Annotated in this window: 22 protein-coding genes; 12 read left to right on the top strand and 10 right to left on the bottom strand. The window is 67.7% G+C overall.

Translation table 11 applies throughout. The annotated features are described in order from the left end of the window. Positions 1-24: 24 nt before the first annotated feature. On the bottom strand, positions 25-1,092 hold the full coding sequence (locus AC1DQ3_RS04490; protein ID WP_477118977.1) for a homocysteine S-methyltransferase family protein: 1,068 nt from the start codon (positions 1,090-1,092) through the stop codon (positions 25-27). A gap of 166 nt (positions 1,093-1,258) precedes the next feature. Between AC1DQ3_RS04490 and AC1DQ3_RS04485 the strand changes: the two genes are divergently transcribed. After that, positions 1,259-1,651, top strand: a complete 393-nt coding sequence (locus tag AC1DQ3_RS04485; protein WP_477118976.1) for a rhodanese-like domain-containing protein — start codon at positions 1,259-1,261, stop codon at positions 1,649-1,651. A gap of 101 nt (positions 1,652-1,752) precedes the next feature. Here the strand turns inward: AC1DQ3_RS04485 and AC1DQ3_RS04480 are convergent, their stop codons facing one another. From AC1DQ3_RS04480 to AC1DQ3_RS04465, 4 genes are all read right to left on the bottom strand, one after another. Continuing rightward, positions 1,753-2,010, bottom strand: coding sequence for a BTH_I0359 family protein (locus AC1DQ3_RS04480; protein ID WP_477118975.1), 258 nt, complete (start codon positions 2,008-2,010; stop codon positions 1,753-1,755). Positions 2,011-2,263: 253 nt separating this feature from the next. Next, positions 2,264-3,106, bottom strand: coding sequence for a 3-oxoadipate enol-lactonase (pcaD, locus tag AC1DQ3_RS04475; protein WP_477118974.1), 843 nt, complete (start codon positions 3,104-3,106; stop codon positions 2,264-2,266). Positions 3,107-3,191: 85 nt separating this feature from the next. Then, the gene (locus AC1DQ3_RS04470) at positions 3,192-4,253 is read right to left on the bottom strand and encodes a DUF3108 domain-containing protein (RefSeq protein WP_477118973.1); all 1,062 of its coding nucleotides are present in this window, start codon (positions 4,251-4,253) and stop codon (positions 3,192-3,194) included. Continuing rightward, complete coding sequence (locus AC1DQ3_RS04465; protein WP_477118972.1) at positions 4,213-5,049, bottom strand: IclR family transcriptional regulator; 837 nt, start codon at positions 5,047-5,049, stop codon at positions 4,213-4,215. The genes AC1DQ3_RS04470 and AC1DQ3_RS04465 overlap by 41 nt, the downstream gene beginning before the upstream one ends. 245 nt (positions 5,050-5,294) lie before the next feature. Here AC1DQ3_RS04465 and AC1DQ3_RS04460 point away from each other — a divergent pair, with 245 nt between their 5' ends. The 6 genes from AC1DQ3_RS04460 (at position 5,295) to rfaE2 (ending at position 11,368) form a co-directional block, all read left to right on the top strand. Beyond that, positions 5,295-6,278 carry a fumarylacetoacetate hydrolase family protein gene (locus AC1DQ3_RS04460; protein ID WP_477118971.1) on the top strand — a complete coding sequence of 328 codons (984 nt, stop codon included), beginning with the start codon at positions 5,295-5,297 and terminating at the stop codon, positions 6,276-6,278. Between the two features lie 224 nt (positions 6,279-6,502). Continuing rightward, positions 6,503-7,366 (top strand): enoyl-CoA hydratase/isomerase family protein, encoded by an 864-nt coding sequence (locus AC1DQ3_RS04455; RefSeq protein ID WP_477118970.1) that lies wholly within the window; start codon positions 6,503-6,505, stop codon positions 7,364-7,366. A 69-nt stretch (positions 7,367-7,435) separates the two neighbouring features. Beyond that, positions 7,436-8,338, top strand: a complete 903-nt coding sequence (locus AC1DQ3_RS04450) for a PhaM family polyhydroxyalkanoate granule multifunctional regulatory protein (protein WP_477118969.1) — start codon at positions 7,436-7,438, stop codon at positions 8,336-8,338. A gap of 48 nt (positions 8,339-8,386) precedes the next feature. Beyond that, entirely contained in the window at positions 8,387-9,628 is a 1,242-nt protein-coding gene (locus AC1DQ3_RS04445; protein WP_477119252.1) for a patatin-like phospholipase family protein, read from the top strand. 220 nt (positions 9,629-9,848) lie between these two features. Then, positions 9,849-10,712, top strand: a complete 864-nt coding sequence (locus AC1DQ3_RS04440) for a ferritin family protein (RefSeq protein ID WP_477118968.1) — start codon at positions 9,849-9,851, stop codon at positions 10,710-10,712. 161 nt (positions 10,713-10,873) lie between these two features. Next, positions 10,874-11,368: a D-glycero-beta-D-manno-heptose 1-phosphate adenylyltransferase gene (rfaE2, locus tag AC1DQ3_RS04435; RefSeq protein WP_477118967.1), complete on the top strand. Its 495-nt coding sequence runs from the start codon at positions 10,874-10,876 to the stop codon at positions 11,366-11,368. Between the two features lie 21 nt (positions 11,369-11,389). Here the strand turns inward: rfaE2 and AC1DQ3_RS04430 are convergent, their stop codons facing one another. The 3 genes from AC1DQ3_RS04430 to AC1DQ3_RS04420 all read right to left on the bottom strand — a co-directional run bounded on the left by AC1DQ3_RS04430 (position 11,390) and on the right by AC1DQ3_RS04420 (position 13,873). Next, complete coding sequence (locus AC1DQ3_RS04430; protein ID WP_477118966.1) at positions 11,390-12,103, bottom strand: SPOR domain-containing protein; 714 nt, start codon at positions 12,101-12,103, stop codon at positions 11,390-11,392. 61 nt (positions 12,104-12,164) lie between these two features. After that, positions 12,165-13,010: a type III pantothenate kinase gene (locus tag AC1DQ3_RS04425; RefSeq protein WP_477118965.1), complete on the bottom strand. Its 846-nt coding sequence runs from the start codon at positions 13,008-13,010 to the stop codon at positions 12,165-12,167. Then, on the bottom strand, positions 13,007-13,873 hold the full coding sequence (locus AC1DQ3_RS04420) for a biotin--[acetyl-CoA-carboxylase] ligase (RefSeq protein WP_477118964.1): 867 nt from the start codon (positions 13,871-13,873) through the stop codon (positions 13,007-13,009). Before AC1DQ3_RS04420 ends, AC1DQ3_RS04425 begins: the two co-directional genes overlap by 4 nt. 211 nt (positions 13,874-14,084) lie before the next feature. Between AC1DQ3_RS04420 and AC1DQ3_RS04415 the strand changes: the two genes are divergently transcribed. From AC1DQ3_RS04415 to AC1DQ3_RS04395, 5 genes are all read left to right on the top strand, one after another. After that, positions 14,085-15,206, top strand: coding sequence for an MlaE family ABC transporter permease (locus AC1DQ3_RS04415; protein ID WP_477119251.1), 1,122 nt, complete (start codon positions 14,085-14,087; stop codon positions 15,204-15,206). Continuing rightward, positions 15,203-16,066 carry an ABC transporter ATP-binding protein gene (locus tag AC1DQ3_RS04410; protein ID WP_477118963.1) on the top strand — a complete coding sequence of 288 codons (864 nt, stop codon included), beginning with the start codon at positions 15,203-15,205 and terminating at the stop codon, positions 16,064-16,066. Before AC1DQ3_RS04415 ends, AC1DQ3_RS04410 begins: the two co-directional genes overlap by 4 nt. Beyond that, positions 16,066-17,004, top strand: a complete 939-nt coding sequence (locus AC1DQ3_RS04405) for an MlaD family protein (RefSeq protein ID WP_477118962.1) — start codon at positions 16,066-16,068, stop codon at positions 17,002-17,004. The genes AC1DQ3_RS04410 and AC1DQ3_RS04405 overlap by 1 nt, the downstream gene beginning before the upstream one ends. Positions 17,005-17,105: 101 nt before the next feature. Beyond that, positions 17,106-17,735, top strand: a complete 630-nt coding sequence (locus tag AC1DQ3_RS04400; protein WP_477118961.1) for an ABC-type transport auxiliary lipoprotein family protein — start codon at positions 17,106-17,108, stop codon at positions 17,733-17,735. An 11-nt stretch (positions 17,736-17,746) separates the two neighbouring features. Beyond that, the gene (locus AC1DQ3_RS04395; RefSeq protein ID WP_477118960.1) at positions 17,747-19,000 is read left to right on the top strand and encodes a VanZ family protein; all 1,254 of its coding nucleotides are present in this window, start codon (positions 17,747-17,749) and stop codon (positions 18,998-19,000) included. Between the two features lie 5 nt (positions 19,001-19,005). Here the strand turns inward: AC1DQ3_RS04395 and pcp are convergent, their stop codons facing one another. Together pcp and AC1DQ3_RS04385 are read right to left on the bottom strand one after the other, a co-directional pair. After that, positions 19,006-19,680, bottom strand: coding sequence for a pyroglutamyl-peptidase I (gene pcp, locus AC1DQ3_RS04390; protein ID WP_477118959.1), 675 nt, complete (start codon positions 19,678-19,680; stop codon positions 19,006-19,008). A gap of 70 nt (positions 19,681-19,750) precedes the next feature. Continuing rightward, positions 19,751-20,701, bottom strand: a complete 951-nt coding sequence (locus AC1DQ3_RS04385; protein WP_477118958.1) for a DUF979 domain-containing protein — start codon at positions 20,699-20,701, stop codon at positions 19,751-19,753. Between the last annotated feature and the right edge of the window lies 1 nt (position 20,702).

The following is a 20,702-nucleotide window of genomic DNA, read 5'->3' as shown; positions in this document are numbered from 1 at the left end:
GTTCTGTGGGCTCGCGGTGCATGGTCAGGCGGCGTCGCGGTACTGGCCAGGCCAGGCGCGGGGCTTCTTGCTGGCCACGCTCCGCGCGATGGCGGCGATGTGCTCGGGCGTGGTGCCGCAGCAGCCGCCCACCAGGTTGACCAGTCCGGACGCGGCGAACTCTTCCACCAGCGACGAGGTCACCTCGGGCGTTTCGTCGAAGCCGGTATCGCTCATCGGGTTGGGCAGGCCGGCGTTCGGGTAGCAGGAGACAGCCGCGTCGCAGATCTTGGCCAGCTCGGCGATATACGGGCGCATTAGCGCGGCGCCGAGCGCGCAGTTCAGGCCGAAGGTGATCGGCCGGGCATGGCGCAGGCTGTTCCAGAACGCTTCCACGGTCTGGCCCGACAGGATGCGGCCGGAGGCGTCCGTGACGGTGCCGGAGATCATCACGGGCAGGCGCTCGCCGGTGTCCTCGAAGAGCTGGTCGATGGCGAACAGCGCGGCCTTGGCGTTCAGCGTATCGAAGATGGTTTCCACCAGGAACACGTCGCAGCCGCCTTCCAGCAGACCCTTGCCCTGCTCGTAGTACGAATGGCGCAATTCTTCGAAGCTCACGTTGCGCGCGCCCGGGTCGTTGACGTCGGGCGAGATGCTGGCGGTCTTGGGCGTGGGCCCGAAGGCACCGGCCACGAAGCGCGGCTTGTCGGGCGTGCTGTACTTGTCGCAGGCTGCGCGCGCCAGCCGGGCGGCCACGAGGTTCATCTCGTATGCCAGGTCCGCCATCTTGTAGTCTTCCTGCGCGACACCGGTGGCACCGAAGGTGTTGGTCTCGATCAGATCGGCGCCAGCGGCCAGGTACTGCTCGTGGATCTCGCTGATGACCTGCGGGCGGCTCAGCAGCAGCAGTTCGTTGTTGCCCTTGACGTCCACATGGTGCCCGGCGAAGCGTTCGCCGCGGTAATCCGCCTCGGTCAGCTTGTAGCGCTGGATCATGGTGCCCATGGCACCGTCCAGGATCAGGATGCGCTCGCGCAGCAGGGCCGGCAGATTGGCCGCCCGGGTATAGGGGCGCGCGGGAGGAAGCGAGGCAGTACGTGGGGCGGCGCTCATGTGGGGCTCGGCAGCAAGAGAAAAGGCAACGATTTTATCAGTTATATCAATGGTTTGCGCAATTGCGGGCGCGGCCGGCCGGTGCGCGCGAAGGCGCTCGCGGGTTGCCGCATGGCACCGCCCGGCCCTACACTGGGGCATCTGCCCATCATCGCAAGCCTTGTCCATGCAACACCTCAGCCCCGGCGACGCGCAAACCCTGCTCGACGCGTCGCCCGACGCGCTCTTCATCGATTGCCGCAGCGAAATGGAATACCTCTTCGTGGGACATCCCAAGGGGGCGCACAACGTGCCCTGGAACGATGGCCCGGACTGGGAGGTGAATCCCCATTTCGTGCAGTCGGTGAAGAAGCTCGCCGGACAGGCATCGGCCCGCCCGGTGCTGCTGATCTGCCGTAGCGGCAACCGCTCGGCGGCAGCCGCGAGGGCACTGGAGGGAGCAGGGTTCAACACGGTCTTCCACGTGCTGCACGGCTTCGAGGGCGACCTGGACGCCGAGCGCCATCGCAACACGCTCAATGGCTGGCGGCACGCGGGCCTGCCCTGGGAACAGTACTAGGCGCACGCAAAGCAAGAAGCCCGCGCATTGCACGGGCTTCCTGTTTGCGTTCGGCTCGCCGGCCCGCCCCAGGCGGAAAACCGGCAGAGGCGGCCACAAGCCTAGTGCATCACCAGCGGATGAATCATCACGGTATCGAACTTGCCAAGAAAATCATCTACCTCTTCCACCGACGGCTCGCTTTCGATCAGACGTTGCACGTCCGCGCGAAAGCTCTCGGCCATCCGGCCGCCGAGGAATATCTCGCGTTTCAGGTTCTTGTCGACGATTTCATAGCCGCCAGAGGCAAGAGGCGCATGCTCGACATCCGCACCAAACTCGACAATGCAGTAATTGTCGCTGTTGTAGATCATTTGCATGGCACACCTCCTGGCTGTCATGGATAAGCGGCGGGCCACACTGATTATTACGATGACCGGCACAATGGCCGGCTGCCCTCCGCGACTTCACCTCCAAGCTGAGGGTGTCTGCCGGGTTTTCAAGATTGTTGCTTCGGCGAACCGCAGGAATTAAGCGTTCCCTCACTACATTGGGCAACGGCGCCGCCAGCAAGTTCTTGAGTTGGGTTGGAAAGATAACGCTGGATATTTCAAAGAATTACTGCATATCGCGTCATGGCGCCTCGCACTGTGCCCCGCACGCCGCATTGCCCAGAAACGCGTCGAGCACGGCGTGAAAACGATCGGCTTGTTCGATAGGGGCCAGGTGCGCAGCGCGAGGCAGCACTTCCAGGCGGGCGCCGGGGATGGCGGCGGCGATCTCGCGCGCCATCTCCGGCGGCGCGCCCTGGTCCTCTTCGCCCACCACGACCAGCGTGGGGCAATGAATGCGCGCGATCGCCCCGGTCAGGTCGAATGCCATGATGGCCTGCCCGGTTCCCACATAGCCGTGCACGGGCGTGGCCAGCAGCATCGCGCGCACGCGCGCCACCTCTTCCGGATGGGTCGCGTGGAATTGCGCGCTGAACCAGCGTTGCAGCGTGTCGTCGGCCACGCCCGCCATGCCGTGCGCCTCGACGTGACCGATGCGGTCATGCCACATCGGGTGGGCATCCAGCGGCGTGCGGTTGACGGTATCGACCAGCGTCAGCGACAGCAGGCGCTCGGGATAGCGCACGGCCATCGTCTGCCCGATCATGCCGCCCACCGAGACGCCGACGAAGTGCGCGTCCGGCACCGCCAGCGCATCCATCAGGGCGGCCACGTCGTCGGCCAGGCGGATCATCGAATAAGCGCCGATCGGCGCATCGCTCCGGCCATGTCCGCGCAGGTCGTAGCGCAGCACGCGATAGCGCGGCGCCAGGTGGCGCGCGGTGGCGTCCCACAACGTATGGTCGGCGCCCAGTGCGTGCGCCAGGATCACCCAGGGGCCGTCGCCCCCGTCGATGCGAACCTGGAGGCTGATATCCCCCACGCTGACGCGGCGGGCCTCGGAAGGTGGCTGGGTGGCGGTCATGGCAGGTCTCCGGTAGTTGAGCAAGTCAGTATGACTCCCGCCGCCTGACGATGCGTTGACGGCGCATTGACGACGCATAGACGACTCAGTGCAGCGCTTCACTGTCGCGATAGACGAGTTCGAACAGTGTGCCGTCGGGCTCCGTCTGCTGCAACTTCACCGGCATCCATTGCAGCGACGGCGCCAGCCACAGTTCCACGCGGCGGTGATCGCCCTCATGCCGCGGCAGGCGCATGAAATGCTTGGCGTGCACCATGCCGCGACCGGTATCTACGTCCTCCTCGCCCACATACTGCACCTGCATTGGCTCCAGGTCACGCGTATCGGCCACCTCGAAGCTGTCCGTGACGCCGGGCGTGGCATAGCGCTGGGGATTGCCGCGCACCAGGCCCACCAGTTGCAGGAATACGCTGAAGCGGTCCTGCCCCGCGGCCGGCAAGGGCACCTGCTTGCCGCGGCTCTCGAAGACCAGGGTGTCGGCACCGCGGTCGAAGCGGGCCGCCTCGCTGCGGTTGCGGCGCTCCTCTTCATAGCGCTCGGGCGCGAGGCCACGCTCGCTTAGTGCACCACTGCTGTGAAAGTTGAAGCGGAACCACAGCACCCGCGTTTCCACCGAGAGCAGATAGTGCGCGCCGTCCTGTTGCCAGCGGATCAGCCCGTCCGGGTTCTGCACGCCGTTGACAAAGCTGGAGTAGTGCATCAGCGTCGAGGGCGGCGCCGAATAGCGAACGCCGTCGGCGGGCGGTGCGGCGGGGGGCGCCGCAGGCGCGGACGTGGCCACCTGCCCGGCCTGGCCGCCGGCGCTCGCCATCGCCGGGCCGGAGCCGGGCGCGGCCAGCAGCGGCGGCGCCTCCGGAGCGGCAGGCGTCGCCGGCGCTTCGGGGGCGGCCTCGGGCCGGGGCGCGGCGGGCCGCTTTCGCACGATCGGCGGCGGCGCTTTCGCGACCGGTGGCGCCGGCGGTGGCAGCAAGATGGCTTCGAGCGGTGGCATGGCAGTCGGATCGCTCGGCGGCCCGGGCAAACGTATCAGGCCCAGCACCACCACCAGGTGGGCCGCCAGCACCAGCGCGAGCGCGACCGCCCAGCGCAGGCAGCGCGGGGTCGGCTTATCGGGAAAGGCCGTTCGGCGCGTTCGTCGGGCTGCCACCAAGATAACCAAGCTCCGAGGAGATCTGCCGGGCGATCTCGCGCACATGAAGATCGACCGTACCGCCCCATTCTGCATCGAATACGCTCTGGGCGCCGAGCACGATCAAACCCATCGCGATATGACCGTTGGCATCGAACACCGGCATCGAGAACGCGTTGATGCCCGGCAGCACGCCGCCTTTGGTGCGTGCCGCGCCGTGCGCGCGCACCTCCTCGCACACCGCTTCGTAGTCGGCCAGCGAGCGCGGCAGCCCCGGGATATCGTCGTGGCCGCGCTCGGCCAGTTCCCGTTCGACCAGCGGGCGCGTCTGTTGTTTCGGCAAGTAGGTGCCGTACAGGCGGCCGGTGGCAGAGTTAAGCATGGGCATCACGTCGCCCAGTCGCAGGCTCACAGTGACGGGATGGCTCGATTCCTCCCAGTGCACGATGGTCGGGCCGTGGTTGCCCCACACGGCGATGCCGATGGTCTGGTCCATCTCGTCGCGCAATTGCGACAGGATCGGGCGGGCCTTCTTGACCGGATCGAGCCGGTTCAGACCCGCCAGGCCCAGTTGCAGCGCAAAGGGCCCCAGGTCATAGCGTCCGCCCAGCGGGTCCTGCGCCACCATGCCCAACCGCTGGAAACTGACCAGGTAGCGGTGCGCCTTGGCCGGATTCATGTCGGCGGCGGCGGCCAGGTCGCGCAGCATCATGGCGCGCGGCGAGGCGGCCAGCGCCTGCAGCAACTTGAAGCCAACCTCGATCGACTGGATGCCGGAACGCAGCTTGGAATCGTCTTCTTCGAGTTCGGTCATGCGGCAACTGGTGGCAATACGGGTGAAAATACAATGCGTGAAGCACACGCGAAAGCGGTGCGGGGAAGACAATCACGCCGGCCGGGACATGAATTTACTATAGCGAAATCGATTTACCAATTTTTAAACCATCGGTAAACTTTTAAAGCACTTTGCGCGTCACATCGGGCGCATCGCATCACGGTAGACTAGCGGGCCGCCTTTCCTGCTTTTCCCGCTTCTTCTTTACGCATCGCATCRCATACATGAAACTCGCCACCCTCAAGGACGGCTCCCGCGACGGCCAGCTCGTGGTCGTCTCGCGCGACCTGAAGACCGCTCACTTCGTCAACGATGTCGCCGGCAGGCTGCAGACGGTGCTGGACGACTGGAACTTCTACGCGCCGCAGTTGCAGGACGTCAGCGACGCCCTGAACGCGGGCCGCGCGCGCCATCCCTTCGCCTTCGACCCCAGGGCGTGCATGGCGCCGCTGCCGCGCGCCTACCAGTGGGCCGACGGCTCCGCCTACGTGAACCACGTGGAGCTGGTGCGCCGCGCGCGCGGCGCTGAGATGCCGCCCGAATTCTGGACGGACCCGCTGATGTACCAGGGCGGCTCCGACGACATGATCGGCCCGCACGACGATATCGTGTGCGCCAGCGAAGCCTTCGGCATCGACTTCGAGGCCGAGATCGCGGTCATCACCAGCGACGTGAAGATGGGCGCCAGGCCCGAGCAGGCCGCCGACGCCATCCGGCTGGTCATGCTGGCCAACGACGTGTCCTTGCGCAACCTGATCCCGGCCGAACTGGGCAAGGGCTTCGGCTTCTTCCAGAGCAAGCCGGCCACGGCATTCTCGCCGGTGGCGGTCACGCCCGACGAACTGGGCGAAGCCTGGCGCGAGCGCCGGGTGCACTTGCCGATGACAGTGCACTGGAACAGCAAGAAAGTGGGCGTGCCCGACTGCGGCACCGACATGGTGTTCGATTTCGGCCAGCTCATCGCGCATATCTGCAAGACGCGCAATGTCCGCGCCGGCAGCATCGTGGGCTCCGGCACCATCTCCAACGTCGACCGCAGCAAGGGCTACTGCTGCATCGCCGAGAAGCGCATGCTGGAGATCATCGATGGCGGCCAGCCGGTCACCGGCTTCATGAAGTACGGCGACGCGGTCAAGATCGAGATGTTCGACGCGCAGGGCCATTCGGTGTTCGGCGCCATCGACCAGTTGGTGTCGGCCCCGCGCTAAGCCGCCGCCAGCGCCTTGACGATGCCCTGCGCCAGCATGGCATCGATCTCCTGCTCCCCATGGCCACATTCAGCGATGGCAGTTCGTATCACCTGGCAAACGACAGCGAAGACAGGACGCCCGCGCCTATAATTGACCGACCGCCCGGTTGACTAATTGCCTGCGCCTGCGCGGGCCGGTCCCATCATGATCCACTATGGAATGGCCACGGCCATCGCTGCCCCATGACCGAAATCCCTGCGCCAGATGCTCTGCAATCTTCACCGACGTCCCAGCCGGCCCCGTTGTCGCCACGCTACGACCGCTACCAGGCCCTGACGCTGCGCCGGCATGGCCCCATCCTCGAGATCGTGATGGGCGCGGAGCAGTCCGCCAACCGCAAGCTGGCCACCGCCGACGCCAATATGCACCGCGAGCTGGCGGAAATCTGGCGCGACGTCTCGGCCGATCCCGAAGTGCGCGTGGCGCTGATCCGCGGCGAGGGCAAAGGCTTCTCCGCCGGCGGCGACCTGTCCCTGGTGGAAGACATGGCCAACGATTTCGCTACCCGCACACGGGTGTGGCACGAGGCACGGGACCTGGTCTACAACGTCATCAATTGCGACAAGCCGATCGTCTCGGCCATGCATGGCCCCGCCGTCGGCGCCGGCCTGGTGGCCGGCCTGCTGGCCGATATCTCGATCGCGGCCAGGACCGCGCGCATCGTCGACGGCCATACGCGGCTGGGTGTGGCGGCGGGCGATCATGCCGCCATCGTGTGGCCCCTGCTGTGCGGGATGGCCAAGGCCAAGTACTATCTGATGCTGTGCGAGTCGATGAGCGGCGAAGAGGCCGAGCGCATCGGGCTGGTGTCGCTGACCGTGGATGAGGATGAACTGGTCGAACGCGCCTTCGACGTGGCGCGCCGGCTCGCAGCCGGGTCGCAGACTGCGATCCGCTGGACCAAGTACGCGCTCAATAACTGGCTGCGCATGGCGGGCCCGGCGTTCGACAGTTCGCTGGCGCTGGAATTCATGGGCTTCGCCGGCCCCGATGTACAGGAAGGCGTGGCAAGCTTGCGGCAGAAGCGGCCGCCGCAGTTCGACTGATGCAGTTCGACAAATGTAGTTTGACCCCGCAGCCGGCGCCGCCGGCTGCCGACCCCCGGAGACGCAACGATGTTCGGCCAGATCCCAGATTTCAGCAACGGCTTCGAGTTCCTCCGCAAGATGTGGGGCAGTGCCGCCGGCATGCCGGGCGGGCTGATGCCGGGCCTGCAGGCCATGACCCCGCCGATGAGCCTGGAAGAAGTCGACAAGCGCATCGAAGACCTCAAGGCGGTGGAAGGCTGGTTGCAACTCAATACCAATATGCTGCGCACCACCATCCAGGGCCTGGAGGTGCAGCGCGCCACGCTGGTGGCGCTGCAGGCCATCGGCACCGCGCTCTCGCCCGAGGCCATGCAAAGCGCAATGGACAGCGTCGCGCGCGCGGCCAGTTCGCCCAGCGCCGCGCCGTTCCAGCACAAGGCGGAGCCGGCCGCACCCCAGCGCGTCTGGCCCGAGCCCACGGTGGAGGAAAACGAGGACAAGGAAGACAACGGCCCCGATGCGCCCCAGCCGTCCGAAGCCAGCCAGGCGGAACAACCGGCCGCCGCATCCGGCCGGGCCAGCGCGCCCCCGCCAGATGCCAACCTGTGGTGGGATGTGCTGCAGCAACAGTTCAAGCAGATCGCCAGCAGCGCCGCAACCGCCAGCCTGACGCCCTTCGCCAACCTGGGCAGCTTTGGCATGCCGGGGGCAGGCGCGCAGCCCGGACCTGCCGCCGAGCCGGCAGGCAAGGAGGAAAAGTCTGCCAAGGCGGCCAAGGCGGCCAGCAAACCGGCCGGCAAGACCGGCGCCAAGGCACCCGCCAAAGCCCCCGCCAAGACGGCAGGCAAAACCGCAGGCAAGACCGCGGCCAAGCGCCCGCCAGCCAGCAAGAAGCCCGCCGCCACCAAGCCCGCGCCGGTGAAGGACGCGGCCGCGGCCCGCGCATCCGGGGACAAGCCGGATACGGCCGTCCCCGGCGAGCCGCACTGATCCCGCGCCGGACCTGGCCGTGACCCATCTACCGAGCCGACACCCTTGGTGAACACCACCTCGCTGATCATGATGGGCGGCGGCGCCCGCGCCGCCTACCAGGCCGGCGTGCTGCACGGCCTCGCGCGCATCGCCGCGCGGCACGGCCTGGATCGCGGCCGCATCCCTTTCGACATCATCTGCGGGACGTCGGCCGGCGCCATCAACGGTGCCGGCATGGCGATCAACGCGGCCAACTTCCGCACCGCGGCCGACAGCCTGGCAGCGCTGTGGAGCGGCATCCATGCCGAGGACGTCTACCGCACCGGCGTGGTCGGCGTAGGCGCATCGGGGGCCAGGTGGCTCTCCGCGCTGGCGTTCGGCTGGGTCACCCGGCACGCCCCGCGGGCGCTGTTCGACAACGCGCCGCTGGGCGGGCTGCTCAGCGAACTGTTCGACCCCGAGCGGGTGCAGGCGAGCCTGGATGCCGGCAACCTCCAGGCCTTTGCCGTGACGGCGCTGTCCTACACCACCGGGCGCCACGTCACTTTCTACCAGTCGCACCGCCGCATCCATCCGTGGCGCCGCAGCCAGCGGGTTGCCGTGGAAGCGAAGATCGGCGTTGACCACTTGCTGGCGTCCTCGTCCATCCCTTTCCTGTTCCCCGCGCTGCCGCTGGAACTGGAGGGCCATCACGAGTGGTTCGGCGACGGCACCATGCGCCAGATGTCGCCCTTGTCGCCGGCCATCCATCTCGGCGCCTCGCGCATCCTCGCCATCGGCGCGGCATCGCGCCAGCGCCCGGGGTGGTTCGACACCGTGCCGGCCGGCGGCTACCCGTCGCTGGCGCAGGTAGGCGGCCAGGCCCTGGCGAGCATCTTCCTCGACGGCCTGTCCGCGGACCTGGAACGGCTGCAGCACATCAACAGCCTGCTGTCGCGCATGCCGGAAATCGCCAACGACAGCGAGGGCTGGCGCCCCGTGCAGGTGATGACGGTTTCGCCCAGCGAACCCATCGAAGCCATCGCCGCCGAACATGTGCAACAGCTCCCCCGCACCGTGCGCGCCTTGCTGACCCCGCTGGGCGGCACCGAAGCGCGCGGCGCGGCCTTTGCCAGCTACCTGCTGTTCGAGCCCGAATTCACCCAGGCCCTGGTCGCCCTGGGCGAGAAGGACGCCTTGGCGCAAGAACACGAACTGGCCGCCTTCCTGTATGGCATCATCCCGCCGGATCCCGGCAACGAGATAGGGTCGGCGTCCACACGTCCAGCTACACTTGATCATGAACCACCCGCCCGCGTGATGGCCTGACCTGTGGACATGCCAGGTTTGTCCGCGCATCCGCATGCGGCCAGGAGTGATGCATGTCGCGCTTTGCCCGACACGAGAAACAGGCGGAACGCGCGATATTCGCCCATCAATCAAGCATCGCGCAGATTCGGACGCGTCCGATTCCCGACTTTCAATATGAAAAGAGCATTGGGAATAATTCGCATCTGGTAGAATCTGCCCGTAATTTCAAAGGCTTACCATGCTCTACCCCGAACTGTTCAAATCGCTGGAAGCGGTACGTTGGCACATGGACAAGGACATCCCCTGGGATTCCTTCGACCCCAGCCTGCTCACGGACGACCAGGCCAAGACGATCCGCATGAATGCCATCACGGAATGGTCGGCCCTGCCCGCCACCGAGATGTTCCTGCGCGACAACCGCCACGATTCCGACTTTTCGGCCTTCATGAGCATCTGGTTCTTCGAAGAGCAGAAGCATTCGCTGGTGCTGATGGAATACCTGCGCCGCTTTCGCCCGGACCTGGTGCCGACCGAGGAAGAACTGCACGCCGTGCGCTTCGAGTTCGACCCGGCCCCGCCGCTGGAAACCCTGATGCTGCATTTCTGCGGCGAGATCCGCCTGAACCACTGGTATCGCCGTGCCGCCGAATGGCACACCGAGCCGGTGATCAAGCAGATCTACCGCACCCTGTCGCAGGACGAAGCCCGCCACGGCGGCGCCTACCTGCGCTACATGAAGAAATACCTGACCCAGTTCGGCGACAGCGCCCGCTCGGCCTTTGCCAAGATCGGCGTGCTGATGGCCTCCGCCCGCCGGACTGAAAAGCCGCTGCACCCGACCAACCTGCACGTCAACAAGGCGCTGTTCCCCAACGACACCGTGCAATCTCGCCTGCCGGATCCGGATTGGCTCGAGCACTGGCTCGATGAGCAGATTCGCTTCGATGAGGGCTGGGAGAAGAAGGTGATCGAGCGGATCCTGCACAATATGTCGCTGCTGTTCGAGCGCACGTTCGAGACGGTGCAGGATTTGAACCGGTATCGGAAGGAATTGAATGCAAGGTTGCAGGCGGCCGGCGGTGAGCAGCCGGCGCAGGCATAAAGCAGCCTGGTTTCCGGCTGTCGGCGCCAGTATTCGATCGCCTTCGATAGAACGAGCCCCATGACGATGGGGCTTTGTCTTTTGGGGATATTCAGCTTTTGGTACCTTGAAGCCCGGCCTGGCAATTCCCCGCAAGCGTCCCGAACTCCCAACACCCTCCCATGCCGCTCCCGAACTTCGAATCCAAGCTCGTCGCCCCCGGCAACCCGCACGACCTGGCCGAAAAGCTGGCCGCGCTGCCGCGCCCGATGGTCTTCACCAACGGCGTCTTCGACATTCTCCATCGCGGCCACGCCACTTACCTGGCGCAAGCCAAGGCCCTCGGCGCCAGCCTGGTGGTCGGCGTCAACAGCGACGCCTCGGTCCGCATGCTGGGCAAGGGCGACGACCGCCCCCTCAATCACGAATCGGATCGCATGGCGCTGATCGCGGCGCTGGCATCGGTGGACCTGGTGGTGATGTTCCGCGAGCAAACGCCGGTCGAGCTGATCCGGCTGGTGCGCCCCGACATCTACGTCAAGGGTGGCGACTACGATATCGATGCGCTGGAAGAAACGCGGCTGGTGCGCAGCTGGGGCGGGCAAGCCCATGCCATCGCCTTCCTGCACGACCGCTCCACCACCAGGCTGCTGTCAAAAGTCCGCCAGGGCGGCTGAGCGAAAGCCGCGCTCCTGCCTTCAGGTGCAGGTCAACAAATCCTGCACGCCATACCGCTGCCGCAGCTCGTCAAGCCGCGTGCGCAACGCCGCGTCGGCATTGCGCACGCGCAGCCACTGGCGCGTGAGCGGATACGGCGTGTCGCTCAGCACCGCGGTGCGCACGCCCTGTTCGCGCAGGGTGTCCAGGAAATGCTCGGCATGCTCGCGCTCCTGGAACAGGCCCAGCGAGATCGTATAGGTTTCGGGCGTCCCCGCGCTGACCACCGCCACATCGGTGATATTGCGCCGGCGCAGTTCGCCCAGCTTGCGCGGCAGGTTTTCGCGCGTGGGCTGCGGCGGCAGGTGGACCCACCAGCGCGCCTGCTCCTGCCGCTCGAACTGTTCCACCCGCCAGGCGCCGGCCGGTGCGCCCGCCAGCTCATCGGCCACGCGCCGTACCAGTTCGCCGTTGAAGCCGCCAATCTCGACGCAGGCGCTGGCCGCGTTGGCTTGCGTAGCGCTGGCACCCGCTACTTCATGCACCACAGGCTGGGCGCGCGGGGCTGCCGGCGCCGATGCCTCCCGCGCCAGCTGGCGGAACCGCTCGGCACGCGACTGCTGCCCGGCGCGTTCGGGCTCGCGCGCGCTTTCCATCCAGCCCGCCAGGGGCTGTGGGCCGAACGCGCCCAGCACGGCTGCCAGCAGCAGCGCATTGACCAGGACCAGCAGGATTAACAGGCTTCGTTGGAGCATGGGGGCGGTGCGGGGGTGGACGACGGGCTGGAAATCGGAATCGGAATCGATGGCCGCAGGCTCAGTCCGAGGGAGCAGCCTGGCTTTGCGAGGCCATCACATACAGGCCGAGCAGCACGAGATTATCGTGCATCTCGAACGGCATCGAAAGGGCGTTTGCCAGCACGTGACGGGCGCCACCGGACAGCAGGCAGCGTACCGGGCCGCGCTCGCCCAGGGCACGCCAGGTGCGCTCCACCGCACCGGCTTGCGCTGCCAGGCAGCCGGCGGCAATGGCGTCGCGGGTGTTGTCGGCCCAAGGTGCGGCCAGACCAGTATCGCCGACGCCCAGGGCCGGCAATTGCGCGGTGTTTTGCGCCAGCGCGCCCAGCATCAGGTCCAGGCCGGGCAGGATCAGGCCGCCTTCGAAGCGGTCCTGCGCGCTCACCACGTCGAGCGTGGTGGCGGTGCCGGCGGTGACGACCAGCAGCGCGCCCTGCGGCCGGTAGCAGCGCGCGCCGATGCTGCCGATCCAGCGGTCGACGCCGAGCTGGACGGGATCGCGGTAGCCGTTGACCAGGCCCCCGAACCGCGGGCCCGAGCGTACCCAGGTCACACTGGTTGCGGGGCCGAACACGCTGTCCAGCGTGGCCTGCAGGCTGGCGGCGACGGCCGCGCCGGCTACGTTGCTCACCCACACCCGAGGCCGGGCGGGGCCGGGCGCGCGCAGCGATGCCCATTGCGCCGCCAGCGTGGCCAGGGCGTCGTGGGCCACGGCGCCGCCATGCTGCCACGGCGTTGGCAAGGGCGCCTCGTGCAACACCGCGCCGGACCAGGCGTCTTCGCACCAGGCCCATTTCAGGCGGGTATTGCCGATATCGACCAGCAGTTGCGGCACGCGCGGCATGCCCGCGGCAGGCACGGTCATGCTCCCGCCCCCTGGCCTTCGTCCGCCGGGCGCAGCGAGACTTCGCCGCTGGCGATGCGCTCCAGGCCCGTGGCCGTTTCAAGCAGCAGGTAGCCGTCGCCGTCCACGCCGCGCGCCAGGCCTTCCGCGTGCACATGGCCGTCGTGCAGCAGGCGCACCGGCTGGTCCCGATAGGCGTCGCGGGCGGACCAGCGGGCCGCCATCGGCGCAAATCCCTGCGCCAGGAATTCGTCGCGCATCGCCGCCAGCCGGTTCAGCACGGCGGCCAGCAGCGCGGTGGGATCGCAGTCCGGCAGGTATTCGGTCACGCCGGCCAGGCTGCGTCCGAGCGCGGCCTCCATCTGCGCATCGCGCACCAGATTCAGGCCGATGCCGATCACCGCCCAGACCTGCTGCGGCCCCGCCGGCACCGACTCGATCAGGATGCCGGCCAGCTTGCGGCCGTCGATCTGCAGGTCGTTGGGCCATTTCAGGCCGAGGACGGCGCCGAGCCGCGCATCGCAACCGGCCAATGCCTCGGCCAGCGCGAGGCCCACCGCCAGGCTCAGCCCGCTGAGCTGCGACGGCGCCAGCGGCAAGGGCAGCGCCACCGAGAACGTCAGCCCGGCCTGGCCTTGCCAGGGACGGCCGAGGCGGCCGCGCCCGGCGGTCTGGCGGTAGGCCAGGCGCAGCGTGCCGGCCTCGGTCCAGGGCGCGGTGCGGCAGGCCAGCGTCAGGTCGGCGTTGGTCGAGCCGGTCTCGTCGACCATGTCGAGGGTCCAGCCGCGGGCGGCGCCGCTAAGCGCGGCGCGCAGGCGCTCGGGGTCGATGCGCCAGGCCTGGGCTGGCGAGGCGGATGGCGGCAGGGATGGGTCAGCGGGCATGCGTATCGGCAATGGACGGCACAAAGGGCACAAAGGTCACATGGTGCGCCAGGCGCACAGGAAACATGGTGCGGGCCGCGCAGCCCGGGGCCGCGCGGGGGAATCCAGCCCGCATTGTAGCCGCGCGAATCCATGGCCGAGGCGGTCCGGGCGCCCACTGACCCTGCGGGTGGCATAGAATCGGGACTTGCCCATCACTTTCCCTCATCCTTTGGAAAGCCTTACCACGCCAGCCATCGAAGTGACGCGCACGCACGGAGCGGCGACGGTGCAATTGCGTGGCGACTGGACCGCGCTGGCGCTGTCGGACTGCCATCACGCTCGCGGCCTGCGCCATGATTTGCATGCGATTGCCGCAGATTCGCACTGGTCGCTGGCCGGCCTTGGCCGGCTCGACCATATCGGCGCGCAACTGATGTGGCAGGCCTGGGGCGGCAAGCTGCCCGAGCGGCTGGAGGCCAACGAGGCCCAGCGGCGCGTGTTCTCGCGCATCGCCGGGCTGCGGCGCGAGAACTGGAAGAAACATATGGTGGACCGGTTCAATCCGGTGACGCTGTTCGGCACCGCGATCCTGTCGATGTTCTCGCAGCTCGGCAACGGCGTGGCCATGCTGGGCCAGCTGGCCTTCGACCTGATGCGCCTGGCGCGTGCCCCGCAGCGCGGCCCCTGGCGCGAGATCTCGGCCAATATCTACAACGTCGGCTATAAGGCGCTCGCGATTACCGCGCTGGTGGGCTTCCTGATCGGCATCGTGCTGTCGTACCTGTCGGCCAACCAGTTGCGCACCTTCGGCGCCAGCATCTTTGTCGTCAACATCCTGGGCATGGCAGTGATCCGCGAGCTGGGGCCGGTGCTGGCGGCCATCCTGATCGCCGGCCGCTCGGGCTCGGCCATCACCGCGCAGATCGGCGTGATGCGCGTCACCGAGGAGCTCGACGCCATGCGCGTGATGGGCATCTCGCACGGTTTCCGGCTGATCATGCCGCGCGTGATCGCGCTGGCCGTCGCCATGCCGCTGCTGGTGGCGTGGACCGACTTGCTGGCGCTGGCCGGCGGCATGCTGGCGGCCAAGTTCCAGCTCGATATCAGCGTGGCCTTCTTCCTGCGCACGCTGCCCGATGCGGTGCCGGTGGCCAACCTGTGGATGGGCCTCGCCAAGGGCGTGGTGTTCGGCATCCTGATCGCGCTCACCGCCTGCCATTTCGGCTTGCGCATCCAGCCCAACACGCGCAGCCTCGGCGAGGGCACCACCGCCTCGGTGGTGACCTCGATCACGGTGGTGATCCTGGCCGATGCCATCTTCGCCATCCTGTTCAAGGACATCGGACTATGACTGCCGTCACCGCTGCCAGCCAGGCCAACATCACGGCGTCCGCCCGCACCACCGTCATCGAGGTGCGCAATCTCGTCAAGCGCTTTGGCGAGGCAGTCGTGCACGACCACCTGAACCTCGATGTCTATCGTGGCGAGGTGCTGTCCATCGTCGGCGGCTCGGGCAGCGGCAAGACCGTGCTGCTGCGCCAGATCGTCGGGCTGGACCGGCCCACCTCGGGCACCATCCGTGTGTTCGGCGAGGACCTGATGCGGCTCGATACCGCGCGCCTGCAAGCCCTGCGCAACCGCTGGGGCCTGCAGTTCCAGCGCGGCGCGCTGTTTTCCGCGCTGTCGGTGATCGACAATATCGCGTTGCCGCTGCGTGAACTTCGCACCCTGCCGGACGATCTCATCTGCGCGGCATCGCTGCTCAAGCTGCAACTTGTAGGGCTGTCGGCGCGCGATGCGGACAAGATGCCGTCCGACCTGTCCGGCGGCATGATCAAGCGCGTGGCGCTGGCGCGGGCCCTGGCCCTGGAACCCGAGCTGGTGTTCCTGGACGAACCCACCGCCGGACTGGACCCGATGGCCTCGGACGACTACGTGGCGCTGATCCGCGAACTGCGCCGCGAGCTGGGCCTGACCGTGGTGATGGTGACCCACGACCTCGACACCCTGGTGGCGCTGTCGGATCGTGTCGCCGTGCTGGCGGACCACAAGGTGCTGGCGGCGCTGCCGATACCGGAGCTGGTGCATATCGACCATCCGTTCATCCGCGAATATTTCCTGGGCGAACGCGGGCAGCGCGCCATGCAGGGCCTGGCCCGGGCGCCGGCCATCGCGCAACTGCCGGCAGGTCCGCAATCTGGAGACGCATAATGGAAAACAAGTCATACGCCTTCCTTGCCGGCGTGTTTACGATCGGCCTCGCCATCCTGGTGCTGTTCGCGATCTTCTGGTTCAGCAGCGATCACGCGGTGCGCGTGCCCTATGACCTGATTACCCGCACCACCGTCAACGGGCTGGGGCCGCAGGCCGACGTCAAGTACCGTGGCCTGGAAGTGGGCAAGGTGGTGTCGATCCGCTTCGATCCCGCCGTGCCGGGCCAGATCATCGTGCGCATCAGCGTCAACCAGGACACCCCGATCACCACCACCACCTATGCCACGCTCGGCTTCCAGGGCGTGACCGGGATCGGCTACGTGCAGCTCGACGACACCACCGCGCAGGAGGGCGGTTCGCCATCGCCGCACCTGCGCACCTCGTCCAAGTCGGTGGCGCGCATCACCATGCGGGCCGGCTTCTTCGAGGAACTGGAAAAGCGCGGCGACGGCTTGCTGACGCAGCTCGAAACGATCATGGGCTCGCTGACCGACATGTTCCAGGCCGACAACCGGCGCGAACTGATGGGTGCGATCGGCTCGGTGCACAAGACCGCCGACGATGTCGCGCAACTGGCCGGCTCGCTCGAGCCAGCGGTACGCCAGTTGCCGCAGCTGACCAACAACCTGAACGCCACGCTGGCCTCGACGCGGCGCCTGACCCAGGAGCTGGCCAACCCGGACGGCACCGTGCTGCGCACCGTCGACCGCGTCGGCCGCGACCTGCAGGGCGCCGCGGATTCGCTCCAGTCGGCCGTCGGTGGCGTTTCGCAGGACACACTGCCGCAGATCAACGGGCTCGCGCGCGATGCGCGCCAGACCATGCGCAGCATCGACCGCGCGGCCAGCCAGTTCAACGACAGCCCGCGCAGCGTGCTGTTCGGCGCTCCGGCCGCCGTGCCGGGTCCGGGCGAGTCTGGCTTCACGGCGCCGTGAGCGGAGCAGCGACCGTGATGCCGCGCCCCTGCGCAATCGCCGCTTGCCTGGCCCGCCAGGCTGGCGCAGCAAATCCTTCGACCAAACCGAGGCACTCCACAATGCGCAACGCCCGTCTTCGGCCAGACCGTTCCAGCCCCTCCGGCCTGCCGCGCCGGCTGGCCGCCGGCATCGCACTGGCCGGCCTGCTGCTGGGAGGCTGCGCCCTCACGCCCTCCGCGCCCACCATCACCTACGACCTGGGCCCGCCGGCCGGCGCGGCGCCCGGCGCGGCGCCGCTACCCAGGATGCGCGTGGCGCAGACCGACGGCCCCGCCTGGATGGACGGCAACGCGTTCTTCTATCGCCTGCACTATGCCCAGGCGGAGCGCCTGCAGCCCTATGCCACCCAGCGCTGGGTGATGTCGCCGGTGCGCCTTTTCGACGACCGCCTGCGCGAAGCCGTGGCCTCGCGCGGGGCGCTGACCTGGCTCGGCGATACCGCCGCGCCGGCACTGAAGATCGACATGCTGGAGTTCGAGCAGGTCTTCGATAGCGCCAGCGCCAGCCGCGGCGTGATCCGGGTGCGGGCGACGGTGTTCCGCAACGGGCTGATCGGGCAGAAGACCTTCGTGGTGGCACAGCCCGCGGCAACGGCCGACGGCGCCGGCGGCGTCAAGGCGCTGGCCGCCGGCAGCGACGCCGCCATCGCGGCGATCCTGGACTGGGTGGCCACGCTGCCGCTGCAATAACCCGGTTCCGCATGGCATCGGCTCCCGCGCAGCTTCCCCCCTTGCCGCCTACCCCGCGCCATTCACCGCTGGCGCGGGTGGGGCTGCTGTGCTTCACCCTGCTGGTGATCTACGGCAGCCTCTATCCGTTCACGGGCTGGACCGACAACGGCATTTCGCCGCTGGCCTTCCTCACCGCGCCCAAGCCGCGCTACCTGACCGAGTTCGACCTCATCACCAATGTGCTGGGCTATTGCCCCTTCGGCGCGCTGGTGGTGCTGTCCCTGCACCCGCGCGTTTCCGGCGCGCGCGCCACGCTGGTGGCGCTGGTGGCTGGCGCCTTGCTGTCGGGCTGCATGGAGGCATTGCAAACCTGGCTGCCCGGCCGCGTCTCGTCCAATATCGACCTGATCACCAATGCGCTGGGCGCCTTGCTGGGGGGCGCCGTGGTGGCGCCCTTCTCGGCCTCGCTGATCGATCGCGGCTACTTGCGCCAGCTGCGCATGGCGTGGTTCGAGCCGCACGCCAGCTTCGCCATCATCCTGATCCTGTTGTGGCCGTTCGCGCAGATCTTTCCGCAGGAGCACCTGTTCGGCATGGGCGCGATCGTGCGCGAGTGGCTGACCGATCCCGACTCCTGGCCCGTGCAGTGGCTGCAAGGCGTGTTCCCGGCGCTGCCCGACCTGATCGAAGGCGTGAGCCTGTTGCGGCCCGACGATATGCAGGGACAGCAGTTGCTGGAATCGCTGGTGACCGCGTGCGCGTGGCTCGGCACCGGCCTGTTCGCTTCGGCCGCGATGCGGCGCAACGCCCCGATGACGCGCATCCTGGCCGGCCTGCTGGCCAGCACGTTGCTGCTCAAGGCGGCCGTGTCGGAGCTGCAGTTCCCTGACGACAGCGCCTTCAACTGGCTGACCGAAGGCGGCCGTTTCGCGCTGCTGACCGGCTCGCTGGCGCTGGTGCTGCTATTGCGGCTGCCACGCTGGCTGCGCGGCGCGCTGGCGCTGGCTGCGCTGATGCTGCTGGTGCTGCTGTCCAACCTGCTGCCCGCCAATCCGTATTCCTGGATCTCGGAGCAAGGCTGGCGGCTGGGACGTTTCATCCACTTCAACAGCCTGGCGCAATGGCTGGCCTGGATGTGGCCGTTCCTGGCGTTGTTCTACCTGGCCTGGCGCTTCGAGCAATTCCAGCTGGATCGACGTGCCTTGCGGCGGGCGCACCGCAAGGCACGCCGGCAGGAGGTTGCGCAGGCTACCGCCGGCGACGACACGCCGCCGGGGGCTTGAGCGCTTCAGTGCGTCTGCCCGCCCTGCTCGCGGATATCTTCCTGCGTCGACAGCGCGGTCTCCACCGCGCTGCGGATGCCGTCGATCATCGTGGCCAGCGCCAGGCTGGGCTGGCCCGGATGCTGTGTGGCCTGCTCCGGCAGATAGGGAATATGGATGAAGCCGCCACGCACTCCCGCAGGTACGCTCTGCGTCGCCAGCAAGTGCATCAGCCCATAAAACACGTGGTTGCAGACGAAGGTGCCAGCGGTCTGCGACACCGAGGCCGGCACGCCGGCCGTGCGCATGCGGCGCACGATGGCCTTGATCGGCAGGCTGGAGAAATACGCCGCGGGTCCGTCCTCGGCAATGTGGGTATCGACGGGCTGCGCGCCAGCGTTGTCGGCGATGCGTGCATCGTCGACATTGATCGCCACGCGCTCCACCGACATTTCCGGGCGCCCGCCCGCCTGCCCCACCGCGATCACCAGCACGGGCCGCAGCTCATCGAGCAGGTCCGCCATGAGGTCGTTGGCCACGCCGAACACGCAAGGCAGCCGGCGCGCGACGATCGCGGCCGCATCGGCGCCGTCGGGCGTGCCACCGATGCGCTCGCCGTCGAGCGCGCGCACTACCTCCCAGGATGGATTGATGAGTTCGTCCTCGAACGGCTCGAAGCCGGTCAGCAGCACGGTACGCATGGCAGGGACTCCCGGCCGCAGGCCCGGTTGCCCGGGCCCCTGGCCAATCTTTCGCGGCTGGGCCGCGTCCTTACATCAGGAAATACAGCAGCGCGATATTGGCCACCAGGATCATCAGCGCGGTCGGCACCTGCGCCCGGATCACGGCGTTCTTGTCGTCCAGCTCCAGCAGCGCGGCGGGCACGATGTTGAAGTTGGCCGCCATCGGCGTCATCAGCGTGCCGCAGTAGCCGGAGAACATGCCGATGGCCGCCATCACCGCCGGGTTGCCGTGGAACATGTTCACCAGGATGGGCACGCCGATGCCGCCGGTCATCACCGGGAAGGCGGCGAAGCCATTGCCCATGATCACGGTAAACAGCGCCATGCCCACGCAGTAAACCACCACGGCCACCAGCCTGTAGTCCATGTTGATGTAGGCCGTGGTCAGGTAGGCCACCGCCTTGCCCACGCCGGCATCGGCAAATACCAGCCCGAGCATGGCCAGCATCTGCGGCAGCACCAGCGCCCAGCCCAGCGACTCGGTCAGGCGGCGCGACTCGCGCACGCCCTGCACCACCGTGTCGCGGGTGAGCCAGCAGGCCACGGCCAGCGCCACCAGGCAGCCGATGCCGAGCGAGACGAAGGTCACGTTCTTGGGATCCAGCAGCGGCAGGCCAGCGATCTTCACATCCTTGAACAGCACGGTGCCGATCACGGTCACCAGAGGAATCAGCAAGGCCGGGATAAACAGCTTGTTGCCAAGCCGCTTGGCCGACGCGCGGCGCTCGGCTTCCGGCAGCGCGCCGTGCTTGCCATGGCCGACGCCGCCGAAGCCGGCGATCAGGGCCATCACCACGGCGCCAACGCCAACGATGGCCGGCGGCAGCTTGTCGCCGATCAGGAAGACCAGCGCGTACAGCGCCCAGAACAATCCCGTGCTGAGGCGGCGCGGATGCTCGCGGTCCGCGAAGATCATCAGCGCCGTGATGGCCAGCACCAGGCCGGCAAGCCAGTAGAGATACTCGATGGAAATGATCATG

It is taken from the genome of Cupriavidus sp. 01T418, assembly GCF_056398885.1.
Note: the sequence above shows the minus strand (reverse complement) of the source record. Positions and strands in the feature narration are given on the sequence as shown.